This is a genomic window from Stakelama marina (assembly GCF_018122655.1).
GTDB lineage: Bacteria > Pseudomonadota > Alphaproteobacteria > Sphingomonadales > Sphingomonadaceae > Sphingomonas > Sphingomonas marina.
In genome coordinates this window covers 789,280-813,462 of the sequence record NZ_JAGRQC010000001.1, presented here as the reverse complement: position 1 = coordinate 813,462, position 24,183 = coordinate 789,280, and the positions used below count along the sequence as shown (strand labels likewise).

The 24,183-nt window shown below is 64.0% G+C and carries 23 protein-coding genes; 10 read left to right on the top strand and 13 right to left on the bottom strand.

All coding sequences use genetic code 11. The features are described 5' to 3' along the window. Window positions 1-8 precede the first annotated feature (8 nt). Window positions 9-1,571, bottom strand: a complete 1,563-nt coding sequence (locus tag J7S20_RS03855) for a sensor histidine kinase (RefSeq protein ID WP_284053393.1) — start codon at window positions 1,569-1,571, stop codon at window positions 9-11. Beyond that, on the bottom strand, window positions 1,552-2,259 hold the full coding sequence (locus J7S20_RS03850) for a response regulator transcription factor (protein ID WP_284052904.1): 708 nt from the start codon (window positions 2,257-2,259) through the stop codon (window positions 1,552-1,554). Before J7S20_RS03850 ends, J7S20_RS03855 begins: the two co-directional genes overlap by 20 nt. A gap of 158 nt (window positions 2,260-2,417) precedes the next feature. On the opposite strand from J7S20_RS03850, the gene J7S20_RS03845 reads away from it, so the two are divergent. Then, window positions 2,418-4,082 (top strand): phosphoenolpyruvate carboxykinase, encoded by a 1,665-nt coding sequence (locus J7S20_RS03845; protein ID WP_430980897.1) that lies wholly within the window; start codon window positions 2,418-2,420, stop codon window positions 4,080-4,082. Window positions 4,083-4,154: 72 nt separating this feature from the next. Continuing rightward, the gene (locus J7S20_RS03840; protein ID WP_284052902.1) at window positions 4,155-5,342 is read left to right on the top strand and encodes a mechanosensitive ion channel family protein; all 1,188 of its coding nucleotides are present in this window, start codon (window positions 4,155-4,157) and stop codon (window positions 5,340-5,342) included. A gap of 17 nt (window positions 5,343-5,359) precedes the next feature. Here J7S20_RS03840 and J7S20_RS03835 read toward each other — a convergent pair whose 3' ends face one another. From J7S20_RS03835 to J7S20_RS03825, 3 genes are read right to left on the bottom strand one after another with little or no spacing between them, the layout of a single operon-like run. Beyond that, window positions 5,360-7,180 carry a DUF885 domain-containing protein gene (locus J7S20_RS03835; protein WP_284052901.1) on the bottom strand — a complete coding sequence of 607 codons (1,821 nt, stop codon included), beginning with the start codon at window positions 7,178-7,180 and terminating at the stop codon, window positions 5,360-5,362. 24 nt (window positions 7,181-7,204) lie between these two features. Further along, window positions 7,205-7,669 (bottom strand): NfeD family protein, encoded by a 465-nt coding sequence (locus tag J7S20_RS03830; protein ID WP_284052900.1) that lies wholly within the window; start codon window positions 7,667-7,669, stop codon window positions 7,205-7,207. A 4-nt stretch (window positions 7,670-7,673) separates the two neighbouring features. Further along, on the bottom strand, window positions 7,674-8,654 hold the full coding sequence (locus J7S20_RS03825) for an SPFH domain-containing protein (protein ID WP_284052899.1): 981 nt from the start codon (window positions 8,652-8,654) through the stop codon (window positions 7,674-7,676). Between the two features lie 47 nt (window positions 8,655-8,701). Here J7S20_RS03825 and J7S20_RS03820 point away from each other — a divergent pair, with 47 nt between their 5' ends. The 4 genes from J7S20_RS03820 (at window position 8,702) to J7S20_RS03805 (ending at window position 12,784) form a co-directional block, all read left to right on the top strand. Further along, entirely contained in the window at window positions 8,702-9,520 is an 819-nt protein-coding gene (locus J7S20_RS03820) for an HpcH/HpaI aldolase/citrate lyase family protein (protein ID WP_284052898.1), read from the top strand. A 66-nt stretch (window positions 9,521-9,586) separates the two neighbouring features. Further along, window positions 9,587-11,044: an IMP dehydrogenase gene (guaB, locus tag J7S20_RS03815; protein ID WP_284052897.1), complete on the top strand. Its 1,458-nt coding sequence runs from the start codon at window positions 9,587-9,589 to the stop codon at window positions 11,042-11,044. Between the two features lie 4 nt (window positions 11,045-11,048). Beyond that, a complete protein-coding gene (locus tag J7S20_RS03810; protein WP_284052896.1) occupies window positions 11,049-12,236 on the top strand; it encodes an RsmB/NOP family class I SAM-dependent RNA methyltransferase in 1,188 nt (395 codons plus the stop codon). Window positions 12,237-12,268: 32 nt separating this feature from the next. Then, on the top strand, window positions 12,269-12,784 hold the full coding sequence (locus J7S20_RS03805) for a tetratricopeptide repeat protein (protein ID WP_284052895.1): 516 nt from the start codon (window positions 12,269-12,271) through the stop codon (window positions 12,782-12,784). A gap of 3 nt (window positions 12,785-12,787) precedes the next feature. On the opposite strand, the gene rsmA is transcribed toward J7S20_RS03805, so the two are convergent. From rsmA to J7S20_RS03785, 4 genes are all read right to left on the bottom strand, one after another. Further along, a complete protein-coding gene (gene rsmA, locus J7S20_RS03800) occupies window positions 12,788-13,621 on the bottom strand; it encodes a 16S rRNA (adenine(1518)-N(6)/adenine(1519)-N(6))-dimethyltransferase RsmA (RefSeq protein WP_284052894.1) in 834 nt (277 codons plus the stop codon). Next, a complete protein-coding gene (pdxA, locus tag J7S20_RS03795) occupies window positions 13,618-14,628 on the bottom strand; it encodes a 4-hydroxythreonine-4-phosphate dehydrogenase PdxA (protein ID WP_284052893.1) in 1,011 nt (336 codons plus the stop codon). The genes rsmA and pdxA overlap by 4 nt, the downstream gene beginning before the upstream one ends. Window positions 14,629-14,641: 13 nt before the next feature. Further along, window positions 14,642-15,994: a peptidylprolyl isomerase gene (locus J7S20_RS03790; RefSeq protein ID WP_284052892.1), complete on the bottom strand. Its 1,353-nt coding sequence runs from the start codon at window positions 15,992-15,994 to the stop codon at window positions 14,642-14,644. Window positions 15,995-16,076: 82 nt separating this feature from the next. Then, window positions 16,077-18,326, bottom strand: a complete 2,250-nt coding sequence (locus tag J7S20_RS03785) for an LPS-assembly protein LptD (RefSeq protein ID WP_284052891.1) — start codon at window positions 18,324-18,326, stop codon at window positions 16,077-16,079. 168 nt (window positions 18,327-18,494) lie between these two features. Here J7S20_RS03785 and J7S20_RS03780 point away from each other — a divergent pair, with 168 nt between their 5' ends. The 4 genes from J7S20_RS03780 to J7S20_RS03765 all read left to right on the top strand — a co-directional run bounded on the left by J7S20_RS03780 (window position 18,495) and on the right by J7S20_RS03765 (window position 21,441). After that, on the top strand, window positions 18,495-19,970 hold the full coding sequence (locus tag J7S20_RS03780) for a leucyl aminopeptidase (protein WP_284052890.1): 1,476 nt from the start codon (window positions 18,495-18,497) through the stop codon (window positions 19,968-19,970). 7 nt (window positions 19,971-19,977) lie between these two features. Beyond that, window positions 19,978-20,418 carry a DNA polymerase III subunit chi gene (locus tag J7S20_RS03775; RefSeq protein WP_284052889.1) on the top strand — a complete coding sequence of 147 codons (441 nt, stop codon included), beginning with the start codon at window positions 19,978-19,980 and terminating at the stop codon, window positions 20,416-20,418. An 80-nt stretch (window positions 20,419-20,498) separates the two neighbouring features. After that, window positions 20,499-20,921, top strand: a complete 423-nt coding sequence (ndk, locus tag J7S20_RS03770; protein WP_284052888.1) for a nucleoside-diphosphate kinase — start codon at window positions 20,499-20,501, stop codon at window positions 20,919-20,921. A 13-nt stretch (window positions 20,922-20,934) separates the two neighbouring features. Continuing rightward, window positions 20,935-21,441 carry a GNAT family N-acetyltransferase gene (locus tag J7S20_RS03765; protein ID WP_284052887.1) on the top strand — a complete coding sequence of 169 codons (507 nt, stop codon included), beginning with the start codon at window positions 20,935-20,937 and terminating at the stop codon, window positions 21,439-21,441. A 15-nt stretch (window positions 21,442-21,456) separates the two neighbouring features. Here the strand turns inward: J7S20_RS03765 and J7S20_RS03760 are convergent, their stop codons facing one another. From J7S20_RS03760 to purM, 4 genes are read right to left on the bottom strand one after another with little or no spacing between them, the layout of a single operon-like run. Next, complete coding sequence (locus J7S20_RS03760; RefSeq protein ID WP_284052886.1) at window positions 21,457-22,098, bottom strand: hypothetical protein; 642 nt, start codon at window positions 22,096-22,098, stop codon at window positions 21,457-21,459. Next, on the bottom strand, window positions 22,095-22,466 hold the full coding sequence (locus J7S20_RS03755; RefSeq protein ID WP_284052885.1) for an MmcQ/YjbR family DNA-binding protein: 372 nt from the start codon (window positions 22,464-22,466) through the stop codon (window positions 22,095-22,097). Before J7S20_RS03755 ends, J7S20_RS03760 begins: the two co-directional genes overlap by 4 nt. Beyond that, a complete protein-coding gene (purN, locus tag J7S20_RS03750) occupies window positions 22,463-23,032 on the bottom strand; it encodes a phosphoribosylglycinamide formyltransferase (RefSeq protein WP_284052884.1) in 570 nt (189 codons plus the stop codon). The genes J7S20_RS03755 and purN overlap by 4 nt, the downstream gene beginning before the upstream one ends. Continuing rightward, entirely contained in the window at window positions 23,025-24,131 is a 1,107-nt protein-coding gene (gene purM, locus J7S20_RS03745) for a phosphoribosylformylglycinamidine cyclo-ligase (protein WP_284052883.1), read from the bottom strand. Before purM ends, purN begins: the two co-directional genes overlap by 8 nt. Window positions 24,132-24,183: the final 52 nt, after the last annotated feature.

The window sequence follows — 24,183 nt, the reverse complement described above, 5'->3', positions numbered from 1 at the left end:
CTCCGTCTTCAATGCGCGCCCGTGGCAGGCAACCTGACCACGAACCGCGCGCCCCCGATCCGGTCTTCCCTCGATTCGACCGCGATCGTTCCTTGATGCCCTTCGACAATCGTCCGGGCAATGGCCAGTCCTAACCCCGAATGTTTGCCGAATTCTTCGCTTTCCGGCCGGACCGAGTGAAAGCGGCGAAACACCGCCTCTCGCGCTTCCTCGGGAACGCCCGGACCTTCGTCCTCGACGCGCACGACGATGGTATCGCCCTCCTGATCGGCCGAAATCACGACCAGACCACCATCCGGCGAAAATGAAATTGCATTGTCGACCAGGTTTTCGAACACGCGTTCCAGCCGCGCACCTTCGCCCATGACGACGATCGGCCCGCTTGCCTGACGGTCGAATTGCACGCGGACGCCGCGTTCGATGCCGCGCTCGCTACGCTGGGCGAGCAGGGCGTCGATCATCATGCCGATATTGACCGGCTCGAAAGCAGCTCGGCTGAGCTGTGCGTCGATCCGCGATGCGTCGGAAATGTCACCGATCAGCCGGTCCAGCCGGTGAATGTCGTCGCGCACGATGGTGAGGAGGCGTTCCTGCAATTGCGGATCGTGGACATTTGCGAGCGCATCGATCGCCGATCGCAGCGACGCGAGGGGGTTCTTGAGTTCGTGCGTCACATCGGCGGCAAAGGCTTCTGTCGCGTCGATGCGGGCGCGCAACGCCTGGCTCATGTCCGACAGCGCCCGGGCAAGCATGCCGATTTCGTCGCGGCGCGAGGGCAGGCGGGGCACCACGACCTCGCGCGCACGGCCCAGCCGCACCCGAACCGCTGCGCGGGCAAGGCGCCGCATCGGGCGGACGATGGTGCGCGCAAGGAACAGCGAAAGCAGGATCGATACCAAGGTCACGATCAGGAGCACGATGCCGAGCCGGAATCGTTCGAGCCGCACGGTCTGTGTCACGTCGCGCGCGTTCACGGTCGTCATCACCACGCCGTCGCCGCCGATCGATGCCGCGGCGGTGATGACCGGCGTCCGGTCGGGCGCGCGCCACACCGTTGCGGGCGCTCCGCGGGTCGTTCGCGCGGTGCGGACATCGGGCCAGGCAAGTCCGTTTTTCGGGGAGGTGCGGGGATAATCCGGCGCGATGGAGGCGTTGGCGACGGTATCGAATACCTCGTCGAGAAGCCGCGCCGATTGCTCCTGCCAGGTTTCGTTCGCCGGATCGCGTAGCGCGAAATTGCGCACCCCCATCGCCAGACTGTCGGCGACGAGCGCGCCGTCATGCCCATAGACCCGGATGCGCGTGCCGGTGCTCAGCGCCAGCCGGAGGATCAGCGGGCGGCGGGCATCCGGCGGCACGGTCTGCAACGCCTGCGAGATGAGCTGGACCTCGCGTCCCGACTGCGCGACCCGGTTGTCGAGCAACCGCGTGCGATAGGAGTCGAGATAGAAGAATCCGCCGGCCAGCAGCGCCAGCGCGAAGATGTTTACGGCAAGGATTCGCGGCGTGAGCGAGACACGGCCCGACCAGCGCAGCGAAAGCTCGCTTTCCTCATTCCTCCGAGAAGCGATAACCCGCCCCGTACAGCGTTTCTATCGCGTCGAATTCCGGATCGCCCTGCCGGAACTTGCGCCGAATCCGCTTGATATGACTGTCGATCGTGCGGTCGTCGACATAGATATCGTCCTGATAGGCGGCGTCCATCAACTGGTTGCGCGTCTTCACGATGCCCGGCCGCTGGGCAAGCGTTTCCAAAATCAGGAACTCGGTGACGGTCAGCGTCACATTCTCACCCTTCCAGGTGACGCGGTGGCGCGCGGGGTCCATCGTCAGCGGGCCGCGCTCGAGCGGCGGAGCAGCAGCCTCATCGCCATCCTGGCCGTCGGGCTGCGCCTGTTCGGTCCGCCGCAGGATCGCGCGTATGCGGGCAATCAGCAACCGCTGCGAAAAGGGTTTGGATATATAGTCGTCGGCACCCATCGCGAGCCCGAGCGCCTCGTCGAGCTCATCGTCCTTCGACGTCAGGAAAATTACCGGAATCGTGCTTTTTTCCCGCAAACGGCGAAGCAACTCGAGACCGTCCAGCTTCGGCATCTTGATGTCGAGGACCGCGAGGTCTGGCGGGTTTTCGACCAGCGCCTTCAACGCCGCCTCTCCATCCGAATAGACGCGGGTGAGAAATCCTTCCGCCTGAAGCGCGATGGAAACCGAAGTCAGGATGTTGCGGTCGTCATCGACGAGGGCGATGGTGTCGGTCATCGGCGTACCCGCGTTGTTCCGGTGTTTCCGCCAACTAGTCGAAAGCAACGCGAGGCTCAACCACCTCGCCACATCGCGCGGCAAATAGGTGCCGATTAAAGACAACGATGGACAATTTTTGGCGGTTTGACGCGACTTTGAGCGCGTCTTATGCGCAAATGACAAACCACAGAAAAAATGCGCACCGCAAAAAAGGTCGCGTGGGGAGAACAGAGTTGACAGAGCCGAAGTCGGGCTCGGCCCTCGGTGCCATGGGCGTCGAGACACGAGCCGCCATTTTCCGGAATTTGAATACGCCGCAACTGGTCGAACAATCGCTTGCGCGCGGCGAGGGAAAGCTCGCCAAGGACGGTCCGCTGGTCGTTTCGACCGGCAAGCACACCGGTCGTTCGGCGCAGGACAAGTTCATGGTCCGCGACGCCGAAACGGAATCGTCGGTTTGGTGGGGCAAGATCAACAAGCCGATGTCGCCGGAAGCCTTTGCCAATCTGAAGGCCGATTTCCTCGCTGCGCTGGAGGATAAGGACGCCTTGTTCGTGCAGGATCTGTACGGCGGGTCGCAGCCCGCCCACCGCGTCAATGTCCACGTCATCAACGAGCTCGCCTGGCACAGCCTGTTCATCCGCACGATGCTGGTTCGGCCCGACGCCGCAGAACTCGCGAGCTTCGACCCCGAATATACGATCATCGACCTGCCGAGCTTTCGCGCAGATCCTGAGCGCCATGGCTGCCGCTCCGAAACGGTGATCGCCGTCAATATCAGCGAAAAGCTGATCCTGATCGGCGGTACCGAATATGCCGGTGAGATGAAAAAGTCGGTGTTCGGCGTGCTCAACTATCTGCTGCCGGCAAAGGGCGTCATGCCGATGCACTGTTCGGCCAATATCGGCCCCAGGGGCGACACAGCGGTCTTTTTCGGCCTGTCGGGCACCGGCAAGACGACCTTGTCGGCCGATGCCTCGCGCACGCTGATCGGCGATGACGAACATGGCTGGTCGGACAGCGCGGTCTTCAATTTCGAAGGCGGCTGCTACGCCAAGATGATCCGGCTTTCCGAAGAGGCGGAGCCAGAGATTTTCGCAACTACGCGGCGCTTCGGCACGGTCCTGGAAAATGTCGTGATGGACGATACGACGCGCGAGCTCGATCTCGACGACAACAGCCTCGCCGAAAATACGCGCGGCGCGTACCCGATCGATTTCATCCCCAATGCTTCCGACGAGAATATGGGGCCGGTTCCGCATAATGTCGTCATGCTGACGGCCGATGCGTTCGGCGTGTTGCCACCCATCGCGCGGCTGACGCCCGAACAGGCGATGTATCACTTCCTGTCCGGGTATACCGCAAAGGTGGCGGGCACCGAGATCGGCGTCACCGAGCCGGAAGCGACGTTTTCGACCTGTTTCGGGGCGCCGTTCATGCCGCGGCACCCCTCGGTTTATGGCAATCTGCTGAAGGAGCGGATCGCCAGGGGCGGGGTCAATTGCTGGCTCGTCAACACCGGCTGGACCGGCGGGAAATATGGCGTGGGCAGCCGTATGCCGATCAAGGCGACGCGCGCGCTTCTGAATGCGGCGCTCGATGGAAGCCTGAACGATGCCGAATTCCGCACCGACCCCAATTTCGGATTCGACGTGCCGGTCAGCGTGCCGGGCGTCGATACCGCAATTCTCGATCCGCGCGGGACCTGGGACGACGAGGCGGAATATGACGCGACCGCGCTAAAGCTGGTTGAGCTGTTCGTGGAGAATTTCCGCCAGTTTGCCGATGCGGTCGATGCCGAGGTGGTCGACGCCGGTCCCCGTCAGCGCGAGACGGCCTGACCGGCATTGCTGCGACGCAGCAATTTTTTGGCGGCCGGTGGAACTGTTTCCGCCGGCCGTCTTTGTTAGGGCATGACGGACCTTATCATCGGCGGCTGGAAAGTGCCGATCCTCGTCATGGATGTCGCGATGGTCCTGCTCGCAGGGCTGGTCGCGATAATTCTCCATGTCATCGTGATGAAGATCCTGCGTCGGATCGCGCGGAGCACGGCGGGCGAGCACGATCAGGTCATCATCCGGCTGGCAGCGCGTCCGCTGCGCTGGATCATGATCGCTGTCGCTCTGGCGTTTATCCGTGACGCGCTGCACCTTTCGGACAAGCTGAACGCGATCTGGGCACAGGCGGCCGGGCTGATCGTTCCGTTGCTCGTCGGGTGGCTTGCGATCGTCATCGTGCGCGCGCTGGCGAAGATCGTCGAAATCGAATCGGATATGTCGGTCGCCGATAATTTGCGCGCGCGACGGCGGCGGACCCGTTCCGCGATCCTTACGCGCATTGCGATCCTGACGATCGGATTCGTCACGATCTGCGTGATGCTGCTGAGCATTCCCAGCGTCCGGAGCGTCGGTGTCACGCTGATGGCCTCGGCAGGGCTCGCCGCGCTTGCCGTGGGCGCAGCCGCGCAGCCTGCACTCAAGAACCTGATCGCGGGTATCCAGATGGCATTCACCGAGCCGATCCGGCTCGACGATGTCGTGATTATCGACGGGGAATGGGGAAAGATCGAAGCGATCCATCTGACCTATGTCGTGGTCGCGATCTGGGACGAGCGGCGGCTGGTCGTGCCGGTCAGCAAGTTTCTGGACGAATCCTTTCAGAATTGGACGCGCAAGACGAGCAGTCTGCTCGGTTCGGCCTTTTTCTATCTCGATCCAACCGCAGACATTTCACGCCTGCGCACCAAATATGAGGAAATCGTCAAGTCCAACTCGCGCTGGGACGGGCGCGGTTTCGTGATGCAGGTCACCGACACCAAGCCCGAAGCGATAGAAGTTCGGGTGCTGGCCACGGCCAAGGATGCACCGACCGCCTTCGATCTGCGCTGCGACATTCGCGAGGCGATGCTCGCCTTTATCCGCGACGAGATGCCGGAGGCGTTGCCGCGCAACCGCACGCGTCTGGAGCCCGGCCGCAGTATCGAGGAAGAACGCGGCACGCGCCAGGCGCGGCGCAACGGTCATTCGGAGCGCAGCGGCCTCGGCGATGTCAGCGATATGGGTGAGGACGACCCCGGCGACCCGCAGGACGCCGACGCCTGATCCTCGCCATTTGCCGGCTATGCGGTGTGCTGGGCGATATAATGTTCGATATTCTGCTCGAGCACATTCATCGGCACACCGCCGCCGGTAACGACGACATCGTTGAAGCCCTTGAAATCGAACTTGCTGCCCAGCGCCTGCTTCGTGCGGTCGCGCAAGCGGTTGATGGTCGTGTGACCGACCTTGTACCCGCAGGCCTGACCGGGCCACGAACAATAGCGGTCGACTTCGCCCGACACCTCATCGACCGTCGAACCGTTGGCGGTGGCGAACCAGTCGATCGCATGCTGTCGCGTCCAGCGCTTTGCATGCAGCCCGGTATCGACGACGAGGCGGCAGGCGCGGAACGCCAGACTTTGCAGATAGCCGAGCCGCCCGAGCGGATTGTCGTCATAGGCGCCCAGTTCATCGGCAAGCTGTTCGGCATATAGCGCCCAGCCTTCGGAATAGGCGTTGAACGCGATGAGCGAGCGGATCCGGGGCAGCTTGAACGTATATTCGCCCTGCCAGACATGGCCCGGAATCGTTTCGTGATAGGCAAGGTCGGGCAGCGAATATTTCGGCCAGATCTTGGTCGTGCGCAGATTGATCCACAGCCGTCCCGGAACCTTGCCGTCGATCGTGCCCGGCCCGCCATAGGCGCCGGGCGCGCCGGGTTCGACTTCGGGCGCCATGCGCTTCACCTCGGCATTGCCGGGCACCAGCGTATGGAAGGCGCGCGGCATCTTCGCGCGCATATCGTCGATCGATTTCTGCAACAGCGCAATGATTTCGGCGCGACCCTGGTCATTGTCGGGGAAGAGATATTTGGGGTCCTTGCCCAGCGCGGTCATCCGCTCGCCCACGCTTCCGCGGGTATAGCCTTCCTGCTTCAGAATCACGTCCATCTGCGATTGCAGATCGGCAAGCTGGTCGAGGCCCATCTGGTGAACTTCGTCCGGCGACAGCGTCGTCGTCGTACCCGCCTGAAGCGCCCAGGCATAGTATGCGTCGCCGTCGGGCAAATCCCATACGCCGGCATTGTGGTTCGCCCGGGTGCGGTGCGACTTCAGTTCGGCGATCTGGCGGTCGAGCGCCGGCGCGACCAGATCACGCGCAATCGTTGCGGCGCGGGCGCGGTAATCGCCCTTCATATCCTTGGTCCGGTCGGCGAGCGATGTGACGATGGTCCAGTCCGCAGGCTCGCCCGACCGTGCGATGGCGAGTTGCTTGAGCGCCTTGTCGAGCAGGAAGTCGGGCGCGATCACGCCTTGCGCTGCGTCGTGCTTCAGGCGCTGCGTCTCGCCATCGAGTGCGTCGGCATAGGCTTCGAGGCGCGACAGATAGGCGTCGGCATCGGCGTTGTCTTCGACAGTATGCTGGCTGTCGAGGAATTGCGGCACGTCAAGGAAGGCGCCGACATTCTGGATCACGACATAGGGCGAGTTGCGGTAGCTGCCGACCGAGACATCGCCATAAGGGAAGGAAAATCCCTTCAGCGCCAGATCGAACGAGGTCCGCGCCACCGCCACGTCGGTGCGCGTCGCATTGTCGAGCGCATCCATGTCGATCGTGTCGAGCCGCTCGACATTGTGGCGCAGATGGTCGGCAATGAGCTGTTGGCCCAGTGCAGAACGGTCGGTCAGCCGGGCCTTGAGCGGTGCGCGCGCACCCGTGTCGATGCCGAGTCCGGTGGCCTGTTCGGGAAAGTCGATCAGCATCACGTCGGCCATTTCCGACAGCATCTTTTCCGCCGCCTTGTTCGGATCGCTCTCCGCAGCGAGCAGGCGCGACGGCATGGCCGAAAGCGCGGTCCCCGCCCCGAGGGCGGCAAGAAGGGTGCGGCGGTTGGTCTGCATGAAATACTCCGGATTTTTGGAAATTTACTCGGGAAGCTGTGGCGTATCGTTGATCGGTTCGACGATCAGGATGCCCTCGCTGGCCCCGGAAACGCAAACGCGCGTGCCGACCGGGACATCGGGACCGCGCGCCGGCCATTCGCCATCGCCCACGCGAACCCGGCCGTATCCGCCCTCTATGGCGTGGGTGACGGTCACATGTTCACCGATCAGCCGCGCGATACGGTCGTTGAGACGCGGGTCGGCGCTTGGCCCGTCGTCATTGCCGTACCAGCGCCGTCCGATCAGTACGGCGACGACCGACCATGCGCCAAAGCTGATCAACTGGCCGGGCAAGCCAAGTTCGGGAAAGAGCAAGGTGAGAACGCCGGTGATGCCGGCGGCAAGCGCGACGAAGACCAGAAATACGCCCGGTATCAGCAGCTCGGCGATACCGAGCAGTGCGGCCGCGATCAGCCATAGCGCACCGGCGCCGGGTAGCCAGTCCACCGCTTCAGTCGCCCTGCTGCTCGAACGGACCGCGCCGACGGGCGGGTGGAGCCGCGGGGGGCGATATGGGAGCGGTCTTGTCGAGCGCTTCCTTGGCAAGCTCGCCGATGCCGCCAAGCGTGCCGATCAGTTGCGTGGCCTCGACCGGGAACAGGATCGTCTTGGCATTGGGCGAGGTTGCGAACTTGCCCACCGCCTCGACATATTTCTGCGCGACGAAATAGTTGATCGCCTGTGTCGAGCCCGCCTCGATCGCCTCGCTGACCGATTTGGTCGCTTTCGCCTCCGCCTCGGCGGAACGCTCGCGGGCTTCGGCGTCGCGATAGGCGGCCTCGCGCCGTCCTTCGGCCTCAAGAATCTTGGCCTGTTTCTGACCTTCGGCGCGCAGGATTTCGGACGCGCGATCACCTTCGGCATCAAGGATGTTGGCGCGCTTTTCGCGCTCCGCCTTCATCTGTCGCGCCATGGCGTCGACGATGTCGCGCGGCGGGCGAATGTCCTTGATTTCGACGCGCGTGATCTTGACGCCCCACGGCGTTGTCGCATGATCGACGACCGACAGCAGCCGCGCGTTGATCTCGTCGCGCTTCGACAGCGTTTCGTCGAGGTCCATCGACCCCATCACCGTGCGCAGGTTGGTGGTGGCGAGGTTCATCAGCGCGTTCTGAAGGTCGGAGACCTCATAAGCGGCCTTGGCGGGGTCGAGCACCTGGAAAAACACGACGCCGTCGGTAGAGATCATCGCATTGTCGCGGGTGATGATTTCCTGACCGGGAATATCGACGACCTGCTCCATCATGTTGACGCGGCGGCCGACCCGGTAAAGAAACGCCGGGTAGAAGTTGAAGCCGGGCCGGGCGACGGTCGTGAAGCGGCCGAAATGCTCGATCGTATATTCATATCCCTGGCGCACGATCTTGACGCTGGCGGCCAGATAGAAGAGCGCCAGCAGCACCAGAAAGAAAATTGCAGCCGTCGTGCCCATCCCGACTCTCCCCAAAGCACTGATTGTCCTGTTACCATAGCGAAGCCATGACCACAGTCCACGCGATAGCGCCGAGAACCGCGCTTTTTCTTCCCGCATCGAACCCGCGCGCGATCGCCAAGGCGCGAACGCTCGAAGCCGATATCATCCTGCTCGACCTCGAAGACGCCGTGCCCGCCGCGCAGAAGGAGGCGGCGAGGGATGCCGCCGTGGCGGCGGCGCAAGACGGCTTTGACGGAAAGCTGCTCGCCATCCGGGTCAATGGTGCGGAAAGCGCAGAGCATGGCGCGGACATCGCGGCGGTGGCCAACTCCGCCGCCGATTTCGCGATATTGCCCAAGGCGGAGGAGGCGGAAGGCGTGAAGAAGGTTGCCGCTGCGGTCGGCAAGCCGTTGATGGTAATGATCGAAACACCGAAAGGCGTGCTGAATGCGTCGGCGATCGCAGCGCTCGACGGCGTGACCTGCCTGATCGCCGGCACCAACGACTTGCGAAGCGAATTGCGTATCCCGGCAGCGGCGCCGCGCGACGGGCTTGCGCTTGCATTGCAGACCATCGTGCTCGCGGCGCGCGCGGGCGGGTGCTGGGCGCTCGACGGCGTTTTCAACGCGCTGGATGATGTCGAGGGACTTGAGCATGAGTGCGTTCAGGGCCGGGCGATCGGGTTTGACGGCAAGACGCTGATCCATCCGGGGCAACTTGCGGTCGCGCGCCGCGCCTTTTCGCCGACGCCCGAAGAGGTGGAGGAGGCGAGGGCGCTCGTCGCTGCCGCTTCGGACGGCGCGGAGCGGTTTCGCGACCGGATGATCGAGGCGATGCATGTGCGACAGGCACGGGCGCTGATCGATCGTATCGACACCCACTAGCGCAGCGCGCCAGCCTTGGTTACATGGGCCGCCACTATCCCCACGCGATCAGGAATTGGCGACCCCATGGAAATCCCTCTCGGCCTCACTTTCGACGATGTCTTGCTGTATCCGGCGGAATCAGAGGTGTTGCCGAGCCAGGCGGACACGCGGACACGGGTAACCAAGGGCCTTTCGCTCAACATTCCCATCCTGTCGTCGGCGATGGACACCGTTACCGAATCCGACATGGCCATCGTCATGGCGCAGCTCGGCGGCATCGGCGTGCTCCACCGCAACCTGACGGTCGAACAGCAGGTCGCGGCGGTTCGCCAGGTCAAGCGGTTCGAATCCGGGATGGTCGTCAATCCGATCACCATCACCGCCGATCGTCCGTTGTCCGACGCACAGACGCTGATGGAGCGGAACCGGATCAGCGGTATTCCGGTCACCGATCATGGCGGCAAGCTCGTGGGTATCCTGACCAACCGCGATGTACGCTTCGCCGAAAACCCGAACCAGCCCGTTTCGGAGCTGATGACGCGCGAAAATCTCGCCACCGTCTCCGCCGGGGTTTCGCAGGAAGAGGCGCGCCGGATGCTGCACCAGCGCCGGATCGAGAAACTGCTCGTCGTCGACGACGATTACCACTGCGTCGGCCTGATTACCGTCAAGGACATCGAAAAGGCGGTCACATACCCCAACGCTACGAAGGATGCGGCGGGCCGGCTGTGCGTTGCCGCCGCGACCACGGTCGGCGACAAGGGCTATGACCGCAGCGCCGCCCTGGTCGATGCCGAGGTCGATCTGGTCGTCATCGACACCGCGCACGGTCATAATCGAGAGGTCGCGAGGGCGGTCGAGCGCGTCAAGCAACTGTCCAATTCGGTGCAGGTCATTGCCGGCAATGTCGCCACGGCCGATGCCACTCGCGCGCTGATCGACGCTGGTGCCGACGGCATCAAGGTGGGGATCGGGCCGGGGTCGATCTGCACGACGCGCGTCGTTGCCGGCGTCGGTGTGCCGCAGCTTACCGCCGTGCTCGACGCGGCGGCGGAAGCGCGCCAGTCGAACGTGCCGGTGATCGCCGATGGCGGCATCCGCACCTCGGGCGACGTCGCGAAGGCGCTGGCGGCGGGTGCTTCCGCCGTGATGATCGGGTCACTGCTCGCCGGTACCGAAGAGGCGCCGGGCGAGACGTTCCTGTATCAGGGGCGTGCGTACAAGAGCTATCGCGGCATGGGCAGCGTCAGCGCGATGGCGAAGGGGTCGGCCGACCGCTACTTCCAGCAGGACATCAAGGATCAGCTCAAGCTCGTTCCCGAAGGGATCGAGGGACAGGTGCCGTTCAAGGGGGCCGCGCGCGACGTCATCCACCAGCTCGTCGGAGGCGTGAAGGCGGCGATGGGCTATACCGGTTCGAAAACGCTCGCCGAGCTTCGCGAACGCGCCCGCTTCGTGCGGATCACCAATGCCGGGCTGCGCGAAAGCCATGTCCACGACGTGGCGATCACCCGCGAGGCGCCGAACTACCCGACCCGGTGACCGAATGACGCCAGCCGCACGGACGCAGGCGGGGATCGAGATCCTCGACAAGATCATCAAGGCCGCGCGCGACCAGGGCGCGGCGGCCGATACGATCATCGCACGCTATTTCGCCAGCCGTCGCTACGCCGGATCGCAAGATCGCCGGGCGATCCGGTCGCTGGTCTATGACGCGGTGCGGTTGCTCGGCGACTGTCCGGAAAACGGCCGTGCCGCTATGCTGGCGCTTGCCCGGCGGCGGCCCGACCTGCTCGAACATTTCGGCGCCGAACGCTATGGTCCGTCGACGATCGCCGCAGAGGAAACACCCGCCGAAGAGGGACGCGCCCCCACCTGGATGGCCGATCCGTTGCAGGAATCGAACATCGGTGAGTGGGACCAGACTTCGCTGCTGGCGCGTGCGCCGCTCGACATCCGCGTCAATCCGCTCCGGGCGACGATCGAAGAGGTCGAACGCGAGCTAGAGGATGCCGAGAGGCTCCACCACGCGCCGATGGGGTTGCGGCTACCGCCCGACACGATGCTCGACAAGCATCCGCTGTACCGCAAGGGCGCGTTCGAGATTCAGGACGCCGGAAGCCAGATCGTCTCGCTGGCGGCTGGCGCTGCTCCCGGGATGACGGTCGTCGACCTGTGCGCCGGCGGCGGTGGCAAGACGCTCGCACTGGCGGCGCTGATGGCCAATCGCGGGCGTATCGTAGCAAGCGATTCGGACCGTGGGCGGCTGCGCAAGCTCGAACCACGCGCCAATCGGGCAGGCGTTTCGATCGCCGAGACGCGGTTGCTCAATCCGGGCGAGGAACGCGATCAGCTCGCCGATCTCGCGTCCGCGGCCGATATAGTGCTGGTCGATGCGCCCTGTTCGGGAACCGGGACATGGCGTCGCAACCCCGAAGCGCGGTGGCGGCTGACGCCCGGACGGATCGAGAATTTCGTGTCGCTGCAGGAAAGGCTGATCGAGGTCGGTGCGGAGCTTGTGAAGCCCGGTGGTGCGCTGGTCTATATCGTGTGTTCGTTGCTCGACGATGAGGGCACCAAGCAGGTCGAGGCGTTTCTGGAACGCCACCCCGACTGGACGGCGGAAAAGCCCGAACTGCCGGCGGGCACGGATCGCGGCGGGGGCGTTCGTCTGACGCCGGCGAAGGATTCCACCGACGGCTTTTTTGTCGCGAAGCTGGTGCGCCCGTGCTAGCGCTGGGCGCGCGTAATCTATCGGAGACGATCATGCGGTTTACCGCCATTTCGGCTGCTATTGCCCTGACGTTGGTCAGCGTATCGACCTCGCTCTACGGCCAGCGGCCCGACAACCAGATCGACGCGCGTTCGGTCGCCCTGGTGAAGAAGGGCGAGGCCGCACAGGCCGCCGGCAAGCTGGAAGCGGCGAACGACAATTACGAAACCGCGCTTGCCGTCGATCCGCGCAACCGTGCTGCCTTTGTCGCGCTGGGCGGCGTGGCGCACGCACAGGGACTGAACGGCAAGGCGATCCGTTTCTACCGCGAAGCGCTCAAGCTCGACCCGAACGACGTTACCGCGCTGCGCGGTCAGGGCGAAGCGATGGTTGCCAAGGGCGCGGTTACCAAGGCTGAAGAGAATCTCGCGAAGATCAAGAAAATCTGCGGCAGCAAGGGGTGCGGCGCCGCCGATCAGCTCGCCGCGGTCATCGCCAAAGGGCCGCCCGCGAACGTTGTCGCCGAACAGACGGTGAAGCCCGAGCCGACGTCGGAAGACAAGAACTGACGATCAGCCGCTCAGACAGCGTGCGATCGAAAGAAATTCGGAGATAGAGAGCGTTTCGGGCCGCCGCGTCGGATCGATCCCGATAGCGGCCAGCGCGTCGAGCGCACCGGGCAGTGCTTTCAGGCTCTGGCGCAGCATCTTGCGCCGCTGCCCGAACGCGGTCGCGGTCAATCTCTCCAGCATGGCGGGATCAATGCCGTCAGGCATCACCCCCGGCGTGATATGAACGACGGCCGACATGACCTTGGGCGGCGGCGTGAAGGCGGAACGGTGTACCGGCATCGCGATCCGCGCGCTCGTCCGCCACTGCGCCAGAACGGCCAGTCGCCCATAATGGTCGCTGCCGGGTCGTGCGACGATCCGTTCGGCGACCTCGCGCTGGAACATCAGCGTCAGGCTTTCCCACCATGGTTCCCAGGCGCTCGACAGCCATCCGACGAGGAGCGCGGTACCGACGTTATAGGGCAGGTTGGCGACGATATGCGGCCGCTGCGAAAAGAGCGAAGGGGCGTCGATGTCGAGCGCGTCGCCTTCTATCAGGCGCAGCTTGCCAGGATAGGCGGCTGAGAGCTCCTGAAGGGCCGGAATGCAGCGGGTGTCGCGCTCTATGGCGGTGACGTTCGCGCCGGCAGCGAGCAGCGCACGCGTCAATCCGCCGGGTCCGGGGCCGATTTCGAGGACATCGCGATCGCGCAGATCGCCCGGCACGGCAGCTATCCGCGCGAGCAGTTGCGAATCGAACAGGAAATTCTGGCCCAGCGACTTCTTTGCCGCGAGGTCATAGCGGCGAATGACGTCGCGCAGCGGAGGAAGATCGGGCGCCCCGGGCGCGTTCATTTGTCGCGGCAGCCCGCGGCATATTCCTCTCGCAACTGGGCAGCGCTCGCCGCCAGTCGGATCGCGGCGATCATTGCCCCCGGCTCGGCTTCGTCGGTTCCGGCAATGCCGAAGGCGGTGCCATGGTCGGGCGAGGTGCGGACGATGGGCAGGCCGAGCGTGATGTTGACGCCTTCATCGAAATGGAGCGTCTTGATCGGGATAAGCGCCTGGTCGTGATAAAGGCACAAGACGGCATCGAAGGTTGAACGCGCCCGCGCATGAAACATCGTGTCGGCGGCAAAGGGCCCGGTTGCGTCGATGCCCTCGGCACGAAGGATCTCGATCGCGGGGATCAGATAGTCGATTTCCTCGGTCCCGATCGCGCCATTCTCACCCGCATGCGGATTGAACCCGGCGAATGCGAGGCGCGGCTTGTCGATGCCGAAATTGCGTTGCAGGCCGCGTGCGGTTGCCCGGCCCTTGGCGACGATCAACTCGACCGATAGCGTCGATGCGACGTCGGCCAGCGGCATGTGCGTGGTCACGGGCACGACGCGCAGCGTGGGGCCGGCAAGCATCATCACCGCATTGTCGCGCGAAACACCGCACCGTTCGGCAACGAATTCGGTCTGCCCGGGGTGGGTGAAGCCGATGTCGTAGAGACGGTGTTTCGCGACAGGGCCGGTGACGAGCGCACCCGCGGCATGCGACCGCGTCAACCCGACAGCAAGCTCGAGCGACTGCAGCGCGCACCGCGCGCCGTCACGGTCGGGATTACCCGGACGAATCTCGCTCGAACTGTCGACCGGCAATACGGGGATCGCCTCATCGAATACCGAGGCGGCCTGTTCCGGACTGTCGATCCTCCGGACAGGCGTATCCGCAACTGCCGAAATCGCGCGCGTGTCGCCAATCGCGAAGAACGGCGCGAGCGAATGAAGCTCGCGCGCCGTCCACGATTTGGCGATGATCTCAGGACCGATCCCGGCGGGATCGCCCATTGCGATCGCCAGCGGCCGAACCATCGCTTACCTCCTCTCAGCGATATTCGATGATCGCGTCGCGCCGAAGGTCGCGCAGCATTCGGTCGGCGCGAAGATTGACGCGCTGCTGCTCGAGGTTCGACTGGATCTGGTCTGCCGAGGGCAGCGATGCGCTCTTGGGATCGTCGCGGCCGCACATCACCAGGACACGCACGCCCTGGTCGGGTGAGCCGAACGGCGGCGTGGCCTGACCGACCTTCAGCTTGAGCATGATTTCCTGAAGCTGTGGCGGCAGATCGCGAATCCGGATCTGATCGTTGTCGACGACCTCCGCATTCAGCTTCGCGGCGGCGTTCGACACGTCGCCGCAGCCCTGCATCGACTGGGTGACCTTCCCGAACTCGGCAGCCTTGGCCTGCGCCTGCGCTTCGGTCGTGCCCTTGGGGAAGTTGATCGTCAACTGGCGCAGGCTGAGGCGCGCGTCGCGCGGATCGGCGGTCAGAACCTGACGGCTGTCGACCAGATAGAGGATCGAGAATCCGCCGGGAATCTGGATCGGCCCGGCAACCTGCCCGATCTGCATCGAGCCCGCGGCCTCTGCGAGCTGCTGCGGCAGCATGGCGGGGCGGACCCAACCGAGATCGCCATTCTTGGCGCGCGTCGTCGCCTCGGAATAGGTGCGGGCGAAATATTCGAACGGCGCGCCCTGCTTCATCTGCTGGATCATCTTCTGACCCTCGGCATAGACCTGCTGTTCGTTCGACGGATTGGCCGAGAGGTAGATTTCCTTGAGGTGATATTCCTCGGTGCCCTTCGAAGCCTCCATCCGCTTCAGGATCGCCTGAACTTCCTCGTCGCCAACATTGACGAAGGGTTCGACCTGCTGGCGAAGGAGCCGGCCCCAGGCGAGCTCGCCTTCAATCTGCCGCCGCAGCGAAGCCACCGAAGAACCGGACTTCTGAAGAAAGTCGGTGAGTTCATCGGGGGTCTTGTTGAACCGCTTGGCAAGGCGGGCATAGGCCTGGTCGATTTCCCCCTTCGACACCGTGATGTCGTGCGCCTTGGCCGCCTGAATCTCGAGCGTTTCGTCGATCAGCGAGCGCAGGATCTGCAAGCGAAGCTGCTGGCGCTGTTCTTCGCTGGTGACGGTAATGTTGTTGAGCGCCGCGACCATCGCCAGACGGCGATCGACATCGGTGCCGGTGATGACCGCATTGTTGACGATCGCGGTGGGCTTGCGAACATTGGGGTCGGTCTTGCCGAACACCTGCAGATTGTCGGGCAGGTCTAGATTCGCCGCCGGCGTCGCATCGTCCGGAACCGTCTGCGCGACCAGCGCCGTCGTGGCGAGCAGCCCCCCGGCAATCGCGGCAACCGAACCCAATCGCGTCAGTTTCGAAATCTTCATAGTCAGCAAAATCACAAACCTTTTTCGTGCGGCGCCGGAGCGCGTGACGGCGGTCTATCGCAAAATCCGCCTGAACGCCCGCTTAGCGGCCGAGATTCTTGAACGCCAATGTCAGCAGATAGCTATTTCCCCGCCGAGCATCCCCGGTGTCTTCATAGTCGCGCTTCCACGTGAGGCCAAGCTTTAGGCAGTCATCCTCATATGCAATGCCAAGACGGTGACGGATCGGCGTGAAACCGTCGGATAGCGAAAGCACGTCTTCGCTGCGGTCGGTAAGGTCGACCGTCGCCGATCCGAACACCGACCAGAAATTGGTGAACTGCACGCGCCCACCGACGCGCGCCTCTTCACGATCGCGCAGGTCCTCCAGCGAAGGATCGATATTGCGGTTGAGCCGCAGATAACCGAGCATCACATAGGTCTTGCGCGATCCGATCGTGGCGTCGATTTCGTTCCGGCGCACCGCGAGACCGTCCTTGTCGAGCCGGTAGCGGTGGATGACCGAGACGAAATCGCGGTAGCGAAGCTCGGTCCTGCCGACGATATCGGAAAAGCGATCGGTCAGCCCGGTTCCCTGCGGAAAGATGGTCGGTCGTGTCGACAGGCGATAGCTTTGCCCCACCGTCGCGTTCAGCTCGAATCCCGGCAGGCTGACCGCCCAATCGACGCCGTAGGTGAAGCGGGTCGAATCCTCGAACCGGTCATATCCGGGAAACCGGTTGAGCGCGAACAGGTTCGAATCCTCGAGATCGACCGCGCGGGCGTCTTCGTTGGGGATGTCCATGTTGTTGACCTTCGGCGATGCGACGATCTGGAATCGCGGCGTGATGCGCTGCGTCCCGTTCATGAACTTGCCGATGAACGGCCATTTTACGTCGAGCGCGAGCGCACCGATCGCGCGTGCATGGACCCCGTCTTCACCACGATAACTCGGCACCGTGGTGAGAAGCGTATTGTTGGCATGATAGACATCGCCGCGGGCATAGGCGGTGAGCGTGACCTCCTGACCCATTGTGGTCACGCGGCGCAGGCTCCAGCGTGCGGAAGCGAACGCGCGCTGCGTGTCCTGGCCCTCGGTTCTCGAAATGCCGAGCGTATTGAGGTGCAGCAGCACGTTGCCGCCCAGCAGCGCATTGGCGAAACGATGGCGATAATCGATCTCGGGCAGCGCGATCGGCTGCATCGACTGGCTTTCTCCCGCGCGCAGCGTCTGAACGTACCAGCCCTGAACCGAGAGATAGCTGTCGCGGTCGATCCGTTCTACATTCAGATTATTGCGGAGCCGGTCGTCGCGCGAAATGTCGTAGCGGCGCAGAAAGGTATCGTCCGACGTGAGCCGGACGGAGCCGCTGACGCTCCATTTCGGCGTGAACTGGTACCGCCCGACGGCGTCGATATAGCCGCGAAAGTCGTTCTGGCTGTTGGCCGGCGTGGCGCTGGTCAACAGGTCGTCGCTGCGCCGGCTATAGGTTCCGTACCCCGTCACGCGGAACGCGCCGATTTCGTTCAGTTCGCGGTATTCGGCCTCCAGCATCGGCAGCGCGCTGGTGAAGATATGCGGTGTGACCGTCAGGTCGCGGTTCGGGGCGAGGCTGAAGAAATAGGGCAGCGCGGCTTCGAACCCGTTGACCCGGTCGTACCGGACATCGGGCGCGAGCAATCCGCTATCGCTGGTATCGCCCACCGGATGCGAAAAGGCGGGCAGGGGGATCGGCAGGCCGAACACTTCCAGGCTGGCGCCGCTATAGCGGATGCGCTGCTTTACCGGGTCGTACACGACCTTGGCCGCGGTAATCTTCCATGACGGTTTTTTGGGGCAGCCCTTCGAATCGGTGACCGAGCAGGGCGTGTAGGCCGCGTCCTCGACGCGGATCGTGCCGTCTTCGTTGCGCGTGCCCTGCCTTGCGGCGATGCGTCCGCCCTGTTCAAGGACGACCAGCATGTTTTCGACCATGCCGTCGCGCAGCGAGTCGGTCAGCTCGATCCGGTCGCCATAGGCGGTGTCGCCCTGCGGGTTGGTGACGGCGATATTGCCGGTCGCGACGATCTGGCCGGTCTTGCGGTTCCACACGACCTTGTCCGCGCGCAGACGGTCGCCGCGCCGATACAGCCGCACATCCCCGCTGACCGTGACGATATCGGCCTTGCTGTCATATTCGAACGTATCGGCGCTGAACTGAATCTGCTCGCTGTCGGTGGGCAGCGGGTCCTGCGAGGGAGGAGGCGCTTCGACCGAACGGTCTTGCAGATCCTGCGCATGGGCCGCCGTTGCCGCGCACAGCGACAGCGACAGCGACAGCGCGCCGGAAAGCAACAGGGCCTTGCGCGTCACGACTGGAACAACTCCCCTTGGTCCGCGGTTGCGGTCAAAGCCGGCCCTATCGCACTAGCAGGGCGATCCCGCAATCTCACGAAGCAGGCTTTGCCGTTTCGCGTTCACTTCCCTACATCGGGCGCCTGTGCAAGCAACCAAAGCGAAAAGACAAGGAAATACGTCCGCATGCAAATCCAGTTCGCCGCCAATCGCCCCAGCGATGCTTCCGTCGTCATATTCCCGGTTCCCAAAGGCGGTCTTGCCGGAAAGGACCTGAGTGCATTTGGCGAAACCGCGGGAAAGCTGCTCGGCAACGCTGCAAAGGCCAGCCGTTTCGAGGGCGATGCCGGCACGCTGGTAGAGGTGTTTACCGATGGCAGCGACGCGGTATCGCAATATGCGCTGGTCGGTATCGGCAGCGGAACCGAGCGTGACCTGGAACGTGCCGGCGGTGCCGTCGCGGCTAAATATCTTGCCTCGGGCGCGGCCTCCATCGCGGTCGATATGGCGGGTCATGCCGATGTCGACGCGACCGGCACCGCGCGGTTCGCAGCAGCCGCGGCGCAGCGCGCATGGCGTTATGACATCTATCGCACCACGATGGCCGATCGACAGAAGCCGACGCTGAAGACGCTGACCGTCGTAGGAGCCCCGCAGGGCACGGAAGCGGCGTGGCAGGCGGCGAATGCCGTGACCCAGGGCATGGAGCTGACGCGTGAACTCGTCACCGAACCGGCCAACGTTCTGTACCCGGAAAGCTTCGTCGAGCGCGCCGAAAAGCTGAAGGAAGCCGGGATCGAGGTCGAGGCGCTCGACGAGAAGCAGATGCGCGAACTCGGCATGCTTGCGCTGCTCGGCGTGGCGCAGGGATCGCGCCGCGCACCGCGACTGCTGGTCATGCGGTGGAAGGGCAATCCCGACAGCGACAAGTTCGACCTCGCGCTCGTCGGCAAGGGCGTGACGTTCGATTCGGGCGGCATTTCGCTGAAGCCCGGCGCCGGCATGGAAGACATGAAATGGGACATGGGCGGTGCCGGTGCCGTAACCGGCACGATGAAGGCGCTGGCGCTGCGCAAGGCGAAGGCGAACGTCATCGGCGTGTGCGGGCTGGTCGAAAACATGCCCGACGGCAACGCACAGCGGCCCGGCGACGTCGTGAAGTCGATGTCGGGTCAGACGATCGAGGTCATCAATACCGATGCCGAAGGACGCCTCGTGCTGTGCGATGCACTGTGCTGGGTGCAGAAGAACTATTCGCCCCAAACGATCATCGATCTCGCCACGCTGACGGGCGCGATGATCATCGCGCTCGGCCACGACCATGCCGGTGTGTTTTCGAACGACGATGCGCTAGCCGACCAGCTGCTCGAGGCGGGGCAGGCGTCGGGGGACAAGCTGTGGCGGCTTCCGGTCAATGCGACCTATGACAAGCTGCTCGACAGCCAGATCGCCGACATGAAGAATGTCGGCCCGCGTGCGGCGGGTTCGATCACCGCGGCGCAGTTCCTGCAGCGCTTCATCAACGACGGCGTGCGCTGGGCGCATCTCGACATCGCCGGCATGGCATGGTCGGACAAGCCCGGTCCGAACTACGACAAGGGCGCGACGGGCTTTGGCGTGCGCGTTCTCGACCGGTTCGTCTCGGACAATTTCGAGAAGTGATGGACGGGTGCAGGTCGATTTCTATCACCTGACCCTGATGCCGCTCGACCGCGCGCTGCCGCGTATTGCGGAGCGCGTGGTCGAAGGCGGCGGCCGGCTGCTGATCGTCAGCGAAAGCGAAACGCAGCGCGGCCTGCTCGACAAGCTCTTATGGTCCTATGCCGCCGACAGCTTCCTGCCGCATGCGCAGGCGGGGGCGGGCAGCGACACGGTCCAGCCGGTACTGATCGCTGGCGAAGCATCGGCAGGAAACGAGGCGCGGAACATCGCGCTTGTCGACGGCGTGTGGCGCGACGACGCGCTCGGTTTCGACCGCGTGTTTCACTTCTTCGACGAGGAACGCATCGTCGAGGCGCGACAGGCTTGGAAATCGCTTGCGGAGCGGGAGGGTGTCGAGCGGCGCTACTGGAAGCAGAACGAGCAGGGGCGCTGGGAGCAGGCGGCCTGACGCCGCTTGCATCAGCGGGCAAGCGCGACTAGGGAACCGCCACCTTTCATTCACAATCAAATTACAGGAGCCGCACGGCCATGGCCGCGAACCGGACCTTTTCGATCATCAAGCCCGATGCCACCCGCCGCAACCTGACCGGTGCGGTCACCAAGATGCTGGAAGACGCCGGCCTGCGCGTCGTCGCTTCCAAGCGCATCAAGATGACCCGCGAGCAGGCGGAAGGCTTTTACGCCGTCCACAAGGAGCGTCCCTTCTTCGACGATCTGGTTGCGTTCATGACATCCGGTCCCGTCGTCGTTCAGGTTCTCGAGGGCGAGGATGCGGTAAAGCGCAACCGCGACATCATGGGCGCGACGAACCCGGAAAATGCCGAGGAAGGCACGATCCGGAAGACCTACGCCGAATCGATCGAAGCCAATTCGGTCCATGGTTCGGATTCGGATGAAAATGCCGCGACCGAGATCGCGTTCTTCTTCAAGCCCGAAGAAATTGTCGGCTGATCCTTCTGTCCGATTGCGACGCGCGGAGGCGGGGGACGCCGCCGCGCTGTCGCTGGTCGCATCGGCGACCTTTCTCGATGCGTTTGCCGGAATCCTGGACGGCAGCGACATCGTGGCGCACTGCGCGGCGAACAATTCGCAGCTGGCCTTTGATGCCTGGTTCACCGACCCCGGCAGCGTCGTGACGCTGGCTGAGGCCGGGCAGGGGCACGCTCCGGTCGGCTATTCGGTGCTGACGACGCCCGACCTTCCCATCACGACCAGCGCTGCGGACATCGAGCTGAAGCGCATTTATGTCCTGTCGCGCCTCCATGGCTCGGGAACGGGCCGGGCGTTGATGGAGCGCGCGCTGGACGATGCGCGGGCGTTGGGGCGCGGTCGCGTCCTGCTGGGCGTATATGGCGAAAACCACCGCGCCCGCACCTTTTACGAACGCCATGGGTTCGAGCTTGCCGGCGAACGGCGATTTCTGGTCGGAAAGACCTGGCACGAAGATGTGGTGTACGCCCGCGCGCTGTAAGACGCCGTCCGCTCGCTATTTCTTGAGCGCTTCGAGCCGCTTGCGCTCCGCCTTCCACAAAGTGTCGAGCCGTTTTCCGGCGTCACCATGGACGCGCTGGCGCAAGACGACCCCGCGCAATTTCAGATCGCGTCCGCGCAGGATTCGGCCTTCGGTGGTGAACACCACGTCGTAGATCGCCTTGTCCGTCCGATGCTGGTCGCCGTCCCAATACGACGCGGTGATTGCGACCGGCAGCCGCCCCTCGACCGCGTCGGGACCGCCATCGGTGATCGCAAGCAGCTTGTTTTCGAACCAGCCCGCCTTGATCTCCGGCTGGACGAGCGCCTGCTGTACGGGCAGGCCCAGCGAGGGCGGGAAGCGCACGTCGATGCTCTGCACACCGTGATCGGCCATATCGCGCAGGACCAATATGTCGCCGCCGCTTTTCGATGTGCCGTTGAACGATACCAGCGCCTGTTCGCGTTCGGCGATCTGCTTCGCCTTCGCCTCGCGCGCCGCTTCGTCGGTGCGCGCATCTTCCTGGCTGTGGCGCATGGCCACATTGTTCCAGAGCGTCAAACCGGAGATCAGCAGGCCGATGACGGCAAGAATTTCGCCAAGCGTCAGCCAGCGCCGCCAGCGAGGACGCTCTGTCGGCGGGGTTTCGTCGCTCACCGGCCGCCCGCCTCCAGCAGCCGCGCGGGCGCCACGAGTTCCCAGCTGATCGCCACGCGGTCGGAGACGCGGTCCCAATCGATCTCGTCGCGATCGAGCCGCATTCCGACCCAGCCCGAGGGACCGAAATAGGGCGGCCGGTAATAGCAGTCGGGATCGATCTCGATCAGCGTTTCCTGCTCTTCCTGCCCACTCGTCTTGACGATCAGCGCGGTTACGCCGTCGCCATGATGGTCGTTCCAGAAATAGGCGAACATCTTGCCCTTATCGATGTGGAAGGCGGGCATGCCGTGCGACAGCTTCTCGCGCGCCTCGGGTAGCGCGAGGCAGACGTCGCGCACGCGGGCGAGCGTTGCTTCGGTGGTCATCGCGTCACGAACTCCGCCAGCACCTTCGGATAGAGGCGATGTTCCTCCTCCAATACGCGCGCGGCAAGCGTTTCCGGCGTATCGTCGCGATGTATCTGCACCTCTGCCTGTCCAAGCACCGCTCCGCCGTCGAGTTCCTCGGTTACGATATGGACCGACGCTCCGGCCTTCGTATCGCCGGCAGCGATGGCGCGCGCATGGGTATCGAGACCCTTATATTTGGGCAGCAGCGACGGGTGGATGTTGACGATGCGCCCTCGCCACCGCGCAACGAATGCGTCGGAAAGTAAGCGCATATAGCCGGCAAGCGCGATCGTCTGAACGCGCGCCTCGCGAAGAGCGGCGTCGATCGCAGCTTCATACTCGGCCTTCGCCATGCCCTTGGGCGACTTCGCAAAGGTGGCGATCCCGTTGTCGGCGGCCCATGCCAGTCCGGGCGCGGCAGGCTTGTCGCTCGCCACGAGCACGACCTCATACGGGCAATCGGATGATCGCGACGCTTCGACGAGCGCCGCCATATTCGATCCGCGGCCCGAGATCAGGATGCCGACGTGGTGCTTAGCCATGGTGCCTCGCGGACCAGTCCGCCTTGGCGCTCCACGTTCCGGCGCTGCCGCGCACGGTGCACCCCTTGTCGCCGCTTTCGACCTTGCCGATCGCGAAGACGGTTTCGCCCGCGTCGCGCAGTTCGGCGGCGATCGCTTCGAATTCGTCTGCCGCGACGATCACCGCCATGCCGACACCGCAGTTGAAGGTACGGGCAAATTCCTCCGGCTCGATCGCACCCTGCGCCTGTAGGAACGCCATGAGACGTGGCTGATCCCACCGGTCGGCGTCGACCGTCGCGTGGCAACCCTTCGGTAGCACGCGCGGGATATTCTCGAGCAGCCCGCCGCCGGTAATGTGTGCAAGGCCATGGATGCGCTTGTCACGCAACAGCGGCAGCAGCGACTTCACATAGATGCGGGTCGGGGCCATCAGCGCGTCGATCATCGACCGGTCCTGATCGAACGGGGCGGGGCCATCGAGCTGCCAACCCTTGTCCGCCGCCAGCTTGCGGACGAGCGAGTATCCGTTCGAATGCACGCCCGAAGAGGCGAGGCCCAGGATCACGTCGCCCGCCGACACCTGAGATCCGTCGAGCAGGGCATCACGCTCGACCGCGCCGACGCAAAAGCCGGCGAGATCGTAATCGTCATCGGCATACATGCCGGGCATTTCCGCCGTTTCGCCACCGATCAGCGCACAGCCCGCTTGTTTGCAGCCTTCGGCGATCGAGGCCACCACACGCTCTGCAACCGCGTTGTCGAGCTTGCCGCTCGCATAATAGTCGAGGAAGAACAGGGGCTCGGCGCCTTGCACGATCAGATCGTTGGCGCACATCGCAACAAGGTCGATCCCGACTCCGTCATGATGGTTGTGCTGGATGGCGAGCTTCAGCTTCGTGCCGACCCCGTCATTGGCAGCAACCAGCAGCGGATCCTTGAACCCGGCGGCCCTGGGATCGAAAACGCCGCCGAATCCGCCCAGATCGGCATCGGCGCCGGGACGCCGGGTCGCACGGGCAAGCGGGCCGATCGCGCGGACCAGCGCGTTGCCTGCTTCGATCGAAACGCCGGCATCGGCGTAGCTGTAAGGGCTTTCCTGCCCGGTTTCGTCGCTCATGCCTTCGCCACTAGCCAGAACGCGCTTGGATTTCCACGCCCGCTTCGCCAAA

Bases quoted from the DNA above. Each gene is read 5' to 3' on its own strand.
- J7S20_RS03820 (WP_284052898.1), top strand. From the start codon at position 8,702: ATGACCACAGTCCACGCGATAGCGCCGAGAACCGCGCTTTTTCTTCCC.
- J7S20_RS03835 (WP_284052901.1), bottom strand. From the start codon at position 7,180: ATGCAGACCAACCGCCGCACCCTTCTTGCCGCCCTCGGGGCGGGGACC.
- purN (WP_284052884.1), bottom strand. From the start codon at position 23,032: ATGGCTAAGCACCACGTCGGCATCCTGATCTCGGGCCGCGGATCGAAT.
- pdxA (WP_284052893.1), bottom strand. From the start codon at position 14,628: ATGGTTCGGCCGCTGGCGATCGCAATGGGCGATCCCGCCGGGATCGGT.
- J7S20_RS03840 (WP_284052902.1), top strand. From the start codon at position 4,155: ATGACGGACCTTATCATCGGCGGCTGGAAAGTGCCGATCCTCGTCATG.
- J7S20_RS03850 (WP_284052904.1), bottom strand. From the start codon at position 2,259: ATGACCGACACCATCGCCCTCGTCGATGACGACCGCAACATCCTGACT.
- purM (WP_284052883.1), bottom strand. From the start codon at position 24,131: ATGAGCGACGAAACCGGGCAGGAAAGCCCTTACAGCTACGCCGATGCC.
- J7S20_RS03755 (WP_284052885.1), bottom strand. From the start codon at position 22,466: ATGACCACCGAAGCAACGCTCGCCCGCGTGCGCGACGTCTGCCTCGCG.
- J7S20_RS03825 (WP_284052899.1), bottom strand. From the start codon at position 8,654: ATGGGCACGACGGCTGCAATTTTCTTTCTGGTGCTGCTGGCGCTCTTC.
- rsmA (WP_284052894.1), bottom strand. From the start codon at position 13,621: ATGAACGCGCCCGGGGCGCCCGATCTTCCTCCGCTGCGCGACGTCATT.
- ndk (WP_284052888.1), top strand. From the start codon at position 20,499: ATGGCCGCGAACCGGACCTTTTCGATCATCAAGCCCGATGCCACCCGC.
- J7S20_RS03810 (WP_284052896.1), top strand. From the start codon at position 11,049: ATGACGCCAGCCGCACGGACGCAGGCGGGGATCGAGATCCTCGACAAG.
- J7S20_RS03780 (WP_284052890.1), top strand. From the start codon at position 18,495: ATGCAAATCCAGTTCGCCGCCAATCGCCCCAGCGATGCTTCCGTCGTC.
- J7S20_RS03790 (WP_284052892.1), bottom strand. From the start codon at position 15,994: ATGAAGATTTCGAAACTGACGCGATTGGGTTCGGTTGCCGCGATTGCC.
- J7S20_RS03805 (WP_284052895.1), top strand. From the start codon at position 12,269: ATGCGGTTTACCGCCATTTCGGCTGCTATTGCCCTGACGTTGGTCAGC.
- J7S20_RS03845 (WP_430980897.1), top strand. From the start codon at position 2,418: ATGACAAACCACAGAAAAAATGCGCACCGCAAAAAAGGTCGCGTGGGG.
- guaB (WP_284052897.1), top strand. From the start codon at position 9,587: ATGGAAATCCCTCTCGGCCTCACTTTCGACGATGTCTTGCTGTATCCG.